We start from the raw sequence: 12,659 nt of genomic DNA on the forward strand, positions 1-12,659 counted from the left end.
GTAATAATTTGTCAATTAGTCAATTAGTCGATTCATAAATTAGCTGAGCATCCTCTGAGCTTTTTTTAAGGCTGCTACGAAAGTATCTATCTCTTCAAAAGTGTTGTAGACAGCAAAGCTCACACGCACTGTACCTGGGATTTGATAAAAATCCATAATAGGTTGTGCGCAATGGTGACCGGTGCGTACTGCTATCCCTAATTGGTCGAGAATCACCCCTACATCATAAGGGTGTACCCCTTGTAAGTTGAAAGATATAACAGCTGTGCGTTGTGTTAAATCGGGGTTGCCATAGAGGATAATACCTTCTATTGTTTGTAGTTTTTCAATGGCATAAGCTAACAATTGATGTTCGTGATCCGCTATAGCTTCTATACCTAAGGAATGTATATAATCAATAGCAGCACCAAAGGCAATACCACCACAAATGTTGGGCGTACCCGCTTCAAATTTATAAGGCAAATCAGCATAAGTGCTCTTTTCAAATTGCACTTGTTTAATCATCTCCCCTCCTCCCTGATAAGGAGGCAATTGCAACAATAATTCTTCTTTGCCATAGAGTACGCCTACCCCCGTAGGTCCATACATTTTATGAGCCGATACAGCATAGAAATCTACATCAAGGGCTTGCACATCGGGTTGAAGATGTGGAGCTGCTTGCGCTCCATCTACCAATACAACAGCCCCTACACGGTGTGCTTGAGCTATAATTTCGGCTATAGGATGTATATTGCCCAACGCATTTGATACGTGTTGTACACATACCACTCGTGTACGTTCATTGAGCAGTTTGCTATAGACTTGCATATCCCAAATACCCTGCTCATTCATTGGGATTACCTTTAGGGTAGCCCCACTTCGCTCACAAGCCAACTGCCAAGGCACTATATTGCTATGGTGTTCTGAGGCTGAAATAATCAGCTCATCACCCTCTTTCATAAGAGCAGCATAGCCATTGGCAACCAAGTTGATGCCGTAAGTTGTGCCTGCTGTAAAAATAATTTCGGAAGATTTATGAGCATTAAAATGGCGTTGTAGTTTTTGTCGTGCCTGCTCATAAGCATCGGTAGCCTCTTGACTAAGAGTGTGTACTCCACGATGGATATTCGCGTTTTGGTATGTATAGTAATGTACTATCGCCTCAATCACAGAGGTAGGCGTTTGAGAGGTCGCTCCGTTATCAAAATAGATGAGCGGGCGATTGTGGATTGTGCGGTTGAGTATAGGAAAATCTGCGCGTATTTCAGAGATGGTTTTCATTTTTTTTGTGAGATTTATTTTCTTCTCCACTTGTTTAATTGTTCTCGAGAAAGAAGTTTTTTCAATTTAGTGTTTTGTTCCCAATTAGTTTTCCAATCACAATAGTTATAGCTATTTACAATAGTCTTAGCATCTTTTAGCTCAATCTCTATTTCAGTGTTATCTAAAAGAATATTGTGCTTTATCTTTGTTTTTAGAATCGTACCATTGTGTCGCCTTACAATGCGATGATAGGCTTTTCTACCTATTCCACTATCTTTAAAAATGGCTTTTTTATAACTATGAGACATTGAGATTTATTTTTCATTGTGCAAATATAAAGCAAAAAATTGAAAAAACGACTCTTATAATTTTATTTTTGATTTAGTAACCCCAAAAAATAACTAACAAACAATAGCTAATTATGAGTGATTTACTAATCTACAAATTGGCTAATTGCCAAATTATTACTACCTTTGCGGTCTTAATTAGAAAAATAAAAAATGAAAACAGAAGACTTACTAAATATAGCACATACCTACGGAAATCCTGTGTATGTATATGATGCTGAAAAAATTAGCAGTCAATACCAACGTCTTACGAATGCTTTTGCCTCAGTACCTAAATTGCGTATCAACTATGCAATGAAGGCGCTTTCTAATATTGCTGTCTTAAAACTGATGAAGAGCTTAGGTGCTGGACTTGATACCGTTTCTATCCAAGAGGTACAATTAGGTTTATTAGCAGGTTTTGCCCCTGAACAAATTATCTTTACTCCTAATGGGGTATCGATTAGTGAGATTGAAGAGGCAATGCGTTTGGGCGTTCAGCTGAATATAGATAATCTTTCATTCTTGGAACAATTTGGCACGCAACACCCTGAAGTACCAGTGTGCATTCGCATCAACCCACACGTAATGGCAGGAGGTAACAGCAATATTTCGGTGGGACATATCGATAGTAAATTTGGGATTAGTATTCACCAAATTCCTCATATATTGCGCATTGTAGAGAATACGAAAATGCACATCAACGGTATCCATATGCACACGGGTAGCGATATTTTAGACATAGATGTATTCCTTTATGCTGCCGAAATACTCTTTGAAACAGCAAAAAACTTTAAGGACTTGCAATTTATAGATTTTGGAAGTGGTTTTAAAGTGCCTTATAAAGAGGGGGATATACAAACGAATATAGAGGAGTTAGGCGAACGCCTGAGTACACGCTTTGCAGAGTTCTGCCAAGAGTACGGGCGCGACCTTACTTTGGCTTTTGAACCTGGTAAATTTTTAGTAAGTGAAGCAGGGTGCTTTTTAGTGAAAGTGAATGTAGTGAAACAAACTACTTCCACTGTGTTTGCGGGTATTGATTCGGGATTTAATCACCTTATCCGACCTATGTTCTACGGGGCTACTCACTATATTGAAAACCTTTCTAATCCTGAAGGTAAAAAACGTTTCTACTCGGTAGTAGGCTATATTTGCGAGACAGATACTTTTGCTTCTAACCGACAAATAGCTGAAATTACTGAGGGTGACATTCTTTGTTTCCACAATGCAGGGGCATATTGCTATACAATGGCAAGCAACTACAATTCGCGTTTGCGTCCTGCTGAAGTATTGTGGCAAAATGGTGAGGCAAAACTCATCAGAAAAGCAGAGACTTTTGAAGATTTAGTACGAAACCAAATATATTGATTTGTCGATGAGACAATAAGTTAATTTGCCAATGAATAGAGCACTTTTGCGTTCTACTTCATTGGCAAATTAATAAATTAGCAAATTTGCTAATTATAAAAAGCGGTTGTGCCAGCTATCTTCTAAAGGCACTTCCCAATTTTCTTCGTATTCTATTTTGGTATTTACCAAATTGTTGAATACTATAGTTTGAGCCGATACAGCTTTATCTTTTACCATCTTCTTGAAATCAGCGAGGTTTTTATAAGCGATGTGTTCCCCTTGGCGGTAACTCACATTCATACGGTCGAGCAAAGTAACATTATACTGGGCTTCTAAATCCTGAATGAAACGCGCTAAAACATCAAGAGAGCAGCCTCCTACACCGTGAGCATCGGGAGAGGCACCTATAACAATAAAGCGGTTGTAACGCAATTCAAAGGAGGAAAGCAATTCCTTGCCGTGTACCATCCAATGGCTTATAAAATCTTCTAACTGAGTGCGCAATTGCGCTTGTTCATCTTCCGTAAAACTGCGGTTACATTGGTATATCCACACACGGGCATCATCGGGGAGTTGTTTAAATTCTTTATACATTTTTTTAGGTTTCAGGTTATAGTTAGTGTTTCATTAATCGGTCTAAATTGCGCTTGTTGTCGCGGTCTTTGATGGTTTCGCGTTTATCGTACAGTTTTTTACCTCGCACTAAAGCGATATCCATTTTTGCTAAACCTTTATCATTGATAAAGAGTTTGAGTGGCACAATGGTAAGTCCGCTGTTTTTCACTTCTTTATTAAGTTTGCGCAACTCTTTTTTCTGTAAGAGCAATTTGCGTTCTGTTTTAGGGCGGTGGTTGTAGTGCGTACCAAAATCATAGGCTTCAATAGTAGAGTTGATTACAAAGAGTTCACCTTTGTCGTTGAACTCACAAAAACTCTCGGCTATAGAGGCTTTCCCTAACCTTATTGACTTTATTTCGGTACCCACAAGTACAATTCCCGCCGTATATTTGTCGAGAATTTCGTATTCAAACTTAGCGCGTTTGTTGAGTATCTGTACTGTTTTCTGAATTTTCATACATAGAAATTTTATCCTGGAATTCTCACTTTTATTTTATCGGTCATCGCATAAGCCTGACAAGTGAGGATATAGCCTTGCGATACTTGTTCATCATTGAGCACTTCGTTCTTTGCCATTTTAGCTTCCCCCTCCTCTACCCTACCAATACAGCTACTACACACGCCATTGAGGCAAGAATAAGGCGCATCGCATCCGCGAAAAAGAGCAGAGTTTAGGAGCGTTTGGTTACGGGCACTTTCAAAAGTATGGGTTTTGCCATTGAGCTGCAAGGTAATAGCTACATTGCCCTGCAGGGTACTGTAATCTACATCGGCAGGTGAAGCCTCAAAAAGTTCGGTAAAAATACGATCTTTTTCAATTCCTCTCAAGAGTAGTATTTCGCGGAGGTTTTTCACAAGTTCTGTAGGACCACAAGCATAGTAACGCCCCCAATTGAAGTGTTTGTACTTAGCAAAAAGTTCATTTACAATTCTATCGTTGATGCGCCCTGTATAGTGGTCGCCCCAAGGTTCTTGACTAAAGGCGTAATGCACAAAAAAACGGTCGGTATATTGCACTCTTAAGGCTTCAATTTCATCAAAAAATAAGGTTTCTTCTTTAGATTTATTACCATAGACGAATACCACCTTGATATTGGTTTTTGCTAAAGCAGTTTTGGCAATACTCATCATAGGAGTTACACCACTTCCTGCCGAAAAAAGCATAATATCACGGTTACCAAAAATATCGTAGAAGAAGACAAACGAGCCCATAGGAGGCATCACTTCCAATACATCGCCTGCTTTGAGCTGAGTAGTGGCATAAGTAGAAAATAAACCATTAGGTACGCGTTTCACTGCCACGCTCAATTCACCTTCATTGACTCCTGAGCAAATGGAATAAGCACGGCGCACTTTTTGTCCGTTGATAGTTTGTTGTAGGGTAAGGTATTCACCAGCCTCAAAGCTAAATACTTTTTTTAATAGTTCGGGGACTTCAAAGGTAATCATTACCGATGAAGTAGTGAGGTGTGTGATTTTAGATATTGTTAGTTCGTGGAATTTATTCATTTATACATTTCGTTTAAGCCAAAGTAGCCTGAAGTTGAGGTGCTGAGCGTTTCAAAGGAAAAAGATGTTTTATCAGTTGATAGAGGCGCTCTACCTGAAGCATTAACCCCTGTGATTTCTTGTAGGGTACGAGCTAAAAGTGGCTCACTTTCATCACCTAATACTCCTAAATTACTACCTATTTCTTCTATAAAAATATCAGGAGACAAACCATTTACATAATCGCCTACTCCTTTAGCATTTTCTATTTTCATCACCAAAGGTTGCATTGCCCATTTGTGTTTAGGGTTTTTCACTTTTCCTTGCGCATCAATATAATCGTAAATAGTAACTGAGCCCTGATTTTTACCTATAGTAGTAGCTCCTACCTGCACTACTTGGATATAAGGTTTTAGCCCATTGATTACCAACTCACTAGCTGAAGCAGTATTTTCGGAAGTTATGATATACACCTTGCTCATTCGCAGGCTGTTAATTGCTATTTTTCTACTATCTTTCACTATGTTATCGGTGAAATATTCACGAGAATTTCCTCGATGGGGCTGCACTTTGCTATTCCAGCGTTCAACGGCAAATACCTGCCCTGCAAACTGACCGGTAATCATTGAGGCTAAATAGGTAGCTGTATTCACACTTCCTCCACCGTTGTAACGCAAATCGAGAATGAGGTCGGTAACACCTTGCGCTTTGAAGTCGGCAAAAGCGTTGTTGAGAGCCTCATCAAAATCAGCTACAAAGGCATTATACATCAAATAGGCTATCTTTTTACCTCCTTTGTTGAAAACTTTATGAATGAGTACAGGGTTTTCGGGAGTTTGTTCTTGTCGCAAAGTATAGGTTTTCCCTGTAGGTTCAAATCTCTCATTCACAAATCTATAAGTAGCAAAAGAGATGATAGGTGTATCTTGTAACAGTTGTTGAACATTAGCACGTGTAAGCTGTTGCCCATTGATGTTCAGTATTACATCTCCACGTTGCAAACCTAATTTTTCGGCATCGGAATTAGGTACCACATAGCGCACATACGCCAAATAGATACCTAATTTTTTAACCAAACCAAAAGCATAATTCATTCCCAAACCAGCCGTAATCCCCTTGAAGTGGTTTTCAAGATCGGTGTAATTATCAGTGATATAGCTAAAGCGGTCTATTCGTTTATAATTATTGAGTAAGCCATTATAGAACAAATCCTTAGGATCACTAAAACTCTTCAAAAACTGGGTGTAACTTTTGTTTTTATCGGCTTTGGTATCAGATAGAGAACCAAAACGGTTGTCTTGCAAATTTTGCACATCGGCTTGCCACAAATAATAAGCGTTCAAGCCTTTCCAAATAAAATCGCGTACGCGCAAATCTACATCGTTACCCGTATAGTTAGAAGTACCTAAAAGAGAGGAATTTGTATTCTCTACTGGGTCTTTCACACAAGATAACACACTGATTATAAATATACTATATAAAAAAAGACGTTTCATTTTTAAAATAATTTTCTACAAAAGTAATACTTTTTTTATATTTGCAAAAATTTTAATAGATAAGAGGTAACAGATAAAAGGTAAGAAGTAATATATTTAATTATTTCTTACAATATAAATTGTTAATTGATAATTGTTAATTGAATGAGTGATATTATCCGTTTATTACCCGACCACGTAGCCAACCAAATAGCAGCAGGAGAAGTGATACAGCGTCCAGCCTCGGCAGTGAAAGAGCTGATGGAGAATGCTATAGATGCTCGCGCTACCGAAATAAAACTGCTCATTAAAGATGCAGGTAAAACGCTTGTACAGGTGATAGACAACGGTGTGGGAATGAGTACTACCGATGCGCGTATGGCTTTTGAGCGACACGCAACCTCCAAAATACAAAAGGCAGAAGACCTTTTTCACTTGCAAACCAAAGGATTTCGAGGGGAAGCGCTCGCTTCTATCGTTGCCATTGCCCACGTGGAGATGCAAACCAAACGCCCTGAGGACGAGTTGGGTACCGAGATACATATCGAAGGAAGTAAAATCACACGCCAAGAGCCTTGTGTGTGTCCTACGGGTACGAGTATTGCGATGAAAAACCTCTTTTTTAACATTCCAGCACGTCGCAACTTTCTAAAATCGGATACGGTGGAATTTCGCCATATACTTGATGAGTTTCACCGCGTTGCCTTGGCACACCCTGCCATTCACTTCTATTTGTACAACAATGGCAATGAACTCTTCAACCTGCCTGCTACCAATTTCCGCCAGCGCATTGTGCATCTATTTGGAGGAAAAACCAATGAAAAATTAGTGCCTATCATAGCCGAAGATACGCCTTTAGTGAAAATCAGTGGTTTTATTGTAAAACCTGAATATTTAGCAAAGACTAAAAACTTGCAATTCTTGATGGTAAACCACCGATTTGTGAAAAATCAATACCTCAACCACGCTATTACAGCCGCTTATGAGGGGCTTATTCACGCCGACCAAAAACCAGAGTATTTCATCTCTCTGGAGGTAGATCCTGCAACGATAGACATCAATATCCACCCTACAAAAACCGAAATAAAGTTTGAAGAAGAACACAGCATTTACGCTCTGCTAAAATCGGCAGTGAAACACAGTTTAGGTCAGTTTAACATTGCCCCTACCCTTGATTTTAGCAAAGACCCTACTTTTGATATTCCATATAACTACAAAGATAAAGCCCCTGAATTTCCCAGAATACAAGTAGACCCTAATTTCAATCCGTTTAAAGAAGAGTACGAAAGCCGGAGCAGTAGCAGAAGTAGCTCCAATTTTGGTAATTACCCTAAAAAAACAGCCTCATGGGAAAGTTTGTACATGGGAATTGAATCGGCGGTAGATACATCGGCTTCAGAAACTATAGTAAGCTCACTCTTTGAAGCCGAGCCTACTAAAAATCAGGGTAAGAAAATCATTGCATTAGCCAAAAAATACTTAGTTACTACTTTGGGAGGTGAGCTCATTATCATCAACTGTAATAGAGCTCACCAACGCATTTTGTTTGAAGATTTTATGAAAAATCTACAATCTTCACACACAGCAGTACAGCAGCTGATGTTTCCTTACGAACTGCCTTTTGCACCTCACGAATTAGAAGTGATTGCCCAATTGCGCGAGCTTTTTGAGAGCAGTGGTTTTATGTTCACTATAGAAAGCGAGAAAGTAGTAGTAAGTGGCATCCCCTTACACCTTACTGATAGTGAGATACCTAATATTTTTCACGAACTATTGCAACAGCATATAGAGGCACTCCCTACTACCGAAAACACTCAAAAAGAAGCATTTGCTAAAGCCTTATGCAAAAGTTTAGCGGTAAAAACAGGGCAGGTGCTCAGTGAAGAAGAACAAGAAACTTTGATAAATAATTTGTTTAGTTGCCAAGAAGTGTTAATTTCGCCTTTTGGAAAGCGAATTTACTATAGCTTGTCGGCAAATGAAATTGATAACTTAATTCACTAATTTGCTAATTTTAAATATGGAAAGAATATCAAAAACAGTATTACACCTGATTATTATCAATGCAGTTTTGTTACTCATTACAGAACTGAATCTTATCCCGAAGATAAACCTTACACAATTGTTGGCACTTCATTATTTTGAGAATACTCATTTTGGGTGGTGGCAATATGTGAGCTATATGTTTATGCACGGTGATTTTATGCACCTATTCTTCAATATGTACGCTTTATGGGCTTTTGGCACTCCTCTTGAAAACATCTGGGGGCGTAATAAATTTCTCTTCTTCTATTTTTCTTGTGGTGTAGGAGCAGCTTTGCTACACACTATGGTTAATTATTACTATGTACATCAGGGATTGGAAGCTCTTCAAAATGTAGGTGTATCAACTGAAGAGGTAATCAGCGCTCTTTCCGACAGAAAATATTTACCTATGTGGGAAACAATTATCAATAAGAGTACTTTTGATAATATGGCAGCTGCTATAGCTTCCACTACTGTAGGTGCTTCAGGGGCTATTTATGGTATATTGGTAGCTTTTGCTATGTTCTTCCCCGATGCTAAACTGATGTTATTCTTCGTGCCTTACCCTATCGCTGCGCGCTATTTTATTCCTATCATTGTAGCCTTAGACCTCTTCTCAGGTTTTACAGGTTTTTCTCTCTTTGGTGGTAATATCGCTCACTTTGCTCACGTGGGAGGCGCTCTCATTGGCTTTCTTATTATGTTGTACTGGAAAAAACACAGCTTTGATAAGAATAGGTGGGACAGATTCAGGTAACAAGTAATAGATAACAAGCGATGAAGCGATTTATATTCATATTTGTATTGTGTTGGTATGGCACCAATATATGGGCACAAACAGAGGTGCGGGGCAGGGTAATGCACGACACGATTCCGCTATCGGGGGTACACGTGCTAAACCTCTATACTCACGCCATCACCACTACCGATGCCAACGGCTATTTTACCCTTAAAGCGCGTGAACGGCATACTTTGCAATTTACTTTTGTGGGAATGGAAACTGTATACCGCGTACTTACCAAAACTGATTTTGGCTTTGGAGGACTTAATATCACAATGAACATAGCTGTAAACCAACTAGATGAAGTACAAGTCTCACAATATCGAAAACTATCAGCTCAAGAGTTAGGTATCTTGCAACATACCCCTCAAGAGCGCACTTTTGCTGAAAAACGACTATATGCTAGCAAGGGATTAGGTATTGTCTCGATTCTAAATACTTTGTCAGGACAAAAAAAAATTATCAAAAAAATAGTAGCCAACGAAAAGAATTTAGCTGTAGCACAATACATTCGTGAAAATATGAGTCCTTTTCTACAAAAAGAACTCAAACTGAATGAAGAAGAAATAGACATTTTAGCTTATTTTGTAATGGAACGCCCCGAGTTTCACGAGCTTGTACGCAAAAAAGACAACAAACCAATGGAGTTTATGCTTTTAGAAGCGTGGAATGAAGTGCAAGCTGCACAAGCAACTAATTGATTACTGAACCAATGAGAGATTTTTTTCTCATATTACTCTTGTTCATCTCCTTTATAGCAAAGGGGCAAGAAGCGACGCGCATTAGAGGAAAGGTATTCTACAACAATGCTCCTATAGAAGGGGTACACATTCAAAACATAGACAATCAGCATTACACAAGCACCGATGCAGAAGGTTCGTTTTCAATAGAAGCTCAAAAAGGGCATACCCTAAAAGCTACTTTTGTGGGTAAGAAAACTCTCTATCGCAGTCTTACCCAAGTAGATTTACATCGATTAGTCACTCTAAAAATGACCGATGTTACGATTACTTTAGACGAAGTAAGTGTGAGTGAAAGACCTAAGATAACTGCCCAAAGTTTAGGAATCCTACAACATACCCCAAAAGAGCGCACTTGGGAAGAAAAACGAGAATATGCCAATGCAGATATTCTTCAAGTAGATAAATTCACTCTCTATAAATTATTAGTAGGAAGTGTAGGGATAAATTTTATAGCTATCATCAACCAACTGAATGGAAAAGCAAAAATTATCAAACAACAAGTTATCAATGAAAAGAATTTAATGGTAGCACATTACATTGTAAATGAAATGAGTAACTACCTAAAAAACGAACATCATCTAACGGAAGAAGAAATAGGCACTTTGGCTTATTATGTAATGGAGAAACCCGAAGCCCATCGCCTTGTAGAACGGAAAGAGAAGAAGGAATTAGAATTTATGTTATACGAATGGTGGAATGAATTAACTAATTTACAGAAAGAAGAAACAAAAAAAAATGTTAATAATTAATTGTTATTTAATAATTAATTTGTACCTTTGCTAACGAAAAACAACGCTGATAAAATATATAAATAGAAGTCAGCCTTTATAATTAATTTTATGAAAAGTATTGACACAGCAAAAGCGTGGCTTTCTGACACTTTTGATGCAGAAACCCGCAGTAAGGTTCAAGCCCTCATCGATGGAAATCCCGATGAACTCAACGAAGCCTTTCACAAGAACTTAGAGTTTGGTACTGGAGGTATGCGAGGTATTATGGGTATCGGTACTAACCGTATCAACAAATACACTTTGGGAAAAAATACCCAAGGATTGAGCAACTACCTCAAAAAATGTTTTCCTAACAAAGAAATAAAAGTGGCTATCGCTCACGATTGCCGTAACAACTCTAAGAAATTTGCCAAAATAGTAGCCGATGTATTTGCAGCTAATGGCATTAAAGTATTTCTCTTCTCCGACCTTCGTCCTACTCCTGAATTATCCTTCACTGTACGTTATTTAGGATGCCAAGCAGGTATCGTGCTTACCGCCTCTCACAACCCTCCAGAATACAATGGTTATAAAGTTTATTGGCAAGACGGTGGACAAACTGTACCGCCTGAAGATGGCGATATTATGAAAGCTATTGAAGCCATTGACTTCAAAGACATCAAATTCAATGCTGATGAGAGTCTTATTCACTATATCGACAAAGAGCTTGATAATGCTTTTGCCGAAGCCTCTATCAAACACGGCGACTTCAATGCTCCTGAGAAAGACAAGCTAAAAATTGTATTTACTTCTTTGCACGGCACTTCTATTACAATGGTACCCGATGTACTCAAACGCGCAGGATTTACCAATGTACATATCGTAGAAGAACAAGCCGTACCCGATGGTAACTTCCCTACTGTAAAATCACCTAACCCTGAAGAGCCTGAAGCACTTACTATGGCACTCAAAAAAGCCGATGAAATAGGTGCAGATATCGTAATAGGTACCGACCCCGATTGCGACCGCATAGGTATAGCTGTTCGCGACCTTCACGGCAAAATGGTACTGCTCAACGGTAACCAAACAATGGTAATGATGACTGAGTTCCTCTTGGAACAACAAAGCAAAAAAGGCTTTAAAGGCAATGAGTTTGTCGCTTCTACTATTGTTTCAACTCCTATGGTAAAAGCCATCGCCGATGCCTACAAAGTGGAATACAAAGAAGGACTTACTGGCTTCAAATGGATTGCCAAAATGATTAAAGACTTCCCTGAGCTCACTTTCATAGGTGGTGGTGAAGAAAGTTTTGGCTATATGATAAGCGATTTTGTACGCGATAAAGATGCTGTAACCGCTACTCTATTAGCTTGTGAGATTGCAGCATTCGCTAAAGCTAAAGGCAGTTCTTTCTACAAAGAATTACTACACGCTTATACTAAATATGGCTTCTATAAAGAATACCTCATCTCCTTAGTGAAGAAAGGTATTTCAGGCTCAGAAGAAATTGCCCAAATGATGAAAAACTTGCGCGAGAACCCTCTAAAAGAAATTGGAGGTGAAAAGGTAACAATGATACACGATATCCAAACCTCTATCTCACACATAGTAGCTACAGGCAAAGTTTCAACACTTAATATTCCTAAATCGAATGTACTTATTTACTACACTGAAAACGGTACAAAAATAGCTGCCCGCCCTAGTGGTACAGAACCTAAAATTAAGTTCTATTTCAGTGTAAACACTCCTTTAGAACGTATTGAGGACTTTGAAGCAACTCAAAAGATTTTGGATGGAAAAATACAAAAAATTGTAGAAGAGTTGAAATTAAAATAAAACACTTCATTAATAAAAAAGCCGGCAATTTAAAATTGCCGGCTTTTTTTATATAAAGAATC

General features: G+C 38.6%; 12 protein-coding genes. 6 read left to right on the top strand and 6 right to left on the bottom strand.

Annotated elements, in window-relative coordinates; translation table 11 throughout:
- Positions 1-39: 39 nt before the first annotated feature.
- Positions 40-1,260, bottom strand: coding sequence for an aminotransferase class V-fold PLP-dependent enzyme (locus tag DR017_RS02270; RefSeq protein ID WP_002682119.1), 1,221 nt, complete (start codon positions 1,258-1,260; stop codon positions 40-42).
- A 14-nt stretch (positions 1,261-1,274) separates the two neighbouring features.
- Positions 1,275-1,550, bottom strand: a complete 276-nt coding sequence (locus tag DR017_RS02275; protein ID WP_002682129.1) for a hypothetical protein — start codon at positions 1,548-1,550, stop codon at positions 1,275-1,277.
- A gap of 192 nt (positions 1,551-1,742) precedes the next feature.
- On the opposite strand from DR017_RS02275, the gene lysA reads away from it, so the two are divergent.
- On the top strand, positions 1,743-2,939 hold the full coding sequence (gene lysA / locus DR017_RS02280) for a diaminopimelate decarboxylase (RefSeq protein ID WP_002682126.1): 1,197 nt from the start codon (positions 1,743-1,745) through the stop codon (positions 2,937-2,939).
- 93 nt (positions 2,940-3,032) lie between these two features.
- Here lysA and DR017_RS02285 read toward each other — a convergent pair whose 3' ends face one another.
- From DR017_RS02285 to DR017_RS02300, 4 genes are read right to left on the bottom strand one after another with little or no spacing between them, the layout of a single operon-like run.
- Positions 3,033-3,515: a hypothetical protein gene (locus DR017_RS02285; RefSeq protein ID WP_002682125.1), complete on the bottom strand. Its 483-nt coding sequence runs from the start codon at positions 3,513-3,515 to the stop codon at positions 3,033-3,035.
- 22 nt (positions 3,516-3,537) lie between these two features.
- On the bottom strand, positions 3,538-3,996 hold the full coding sequence (gene smpB / locus DR017_RS02290) for an SsrA-binding protein SmpB (RefSeq protein ID WP_002682121.1): 459 nt from the start codon (positions 3,994-3,996) through the stop codon (positions 3,538-3,540).
- 11 nt (positions 3,997-4,007) lie between these two features.
- Positions 4,008-5,048 (bottom strand): ferredoxin--NADP reductase, encoded by a 1,041-nt coding sequence (locus tag DR017_RS02295; RefSeq protein ID WP_002682127.1) that lies wholly within the window; start codon positions 5,046-5,048, stop codon positions 4,008-4,010.
- On the bottom strand, positions 5,045-6,523 hold the full coding sequence (locus tag DR017_RS02300; RefSeq protein ID WP_002682118.1) for a GFO_1087 family putative carboxy terminal peptidase: 1,479 nt from the start codon (positions 6,521-6,523) through the stop codon (positions 5,045-5,047). Before DR017_RS02300 ends, DR017_RS02295 begins: the two co-directional genes overlap by 4 nt.
- A 144-nt stretch (positions 6,524-6,667) precedes the next feature.
- Here DR017_RS02300 and mutL point away from each other — a divergent pair, with 144 nt between their 5' ends.
- From mutL to DR017_RS02325, 5 genes are all read left to right on the top strand, one after another.
- Entirely contained in the window at positions 6,668-8,506 is a 1,839-nt protein-coding gene (gene mutL / locus DR017_RS02305) for a DNA mismatch repair endonuclease MutL (RefSeq protein ID WP_002682120.1), read from the top strand.
- Positions 8,507-8,522: 16 nt separating this feature from the next.
- On the top strand, positions 8,523-9,284 hold the full coding sequence (locus tag DR017_RS02310; RefSeq protein ID WP_040361977.1) for a rhomboid family intramembrane serine protease: 762 nt from the start codon (positions 8,523-8,525) through the stop codon (positions 9,282-9,284).
- Positions 9,285-9,304: 20 nt separating this feature from the next.
- Positions 9,305-10,009, top strand: coding sequence for a carboxypeptidase-like regulatory domain-containing protein (locus DR017_RS02315; RefSeq protein WP_002682122.1), 705 nt, complete (start codon positions 9,305-9,307; stop codon positions 10,007-10,009).
- 11 nt (positions 10,010-10,020) lie between these two features.
- Positions 10,021-10,800, top strand: coding sequence for a carboxypeptidase-like regulatory domain-containing protein (locus DR017_RS02320; RefSeq protein WP_002682123.1), 780 nt, complete (start codon positions 10,021-10,023; stop codon positions 10,798-10,800).
- 90 nt (positions 10,801-10,890) lie between these two features.
- On the top strand, positions 10,891-12,597 hold the full coding sequence (locus tag DR017_RS02325) for a phospho-sugar mutase (RefSeq protein ID WP_040361978.1): 1,707 nt from the start codon (positions 10,891-10,893) through the stop codon (positions 12,595-12,597).
- Positions 12,598-12,659 lie beyond the last annotated feature (62 nt).

Source organism: Capnocytophaga sputigena (assembly GCF_900446695.1).
Lineage (GTDB): Bacteria > Bacteroidota > Bacteroidia > Flavobacteriales > Flavobacteriaceae > Capnocytophaga > Capnocytophaga sputigena.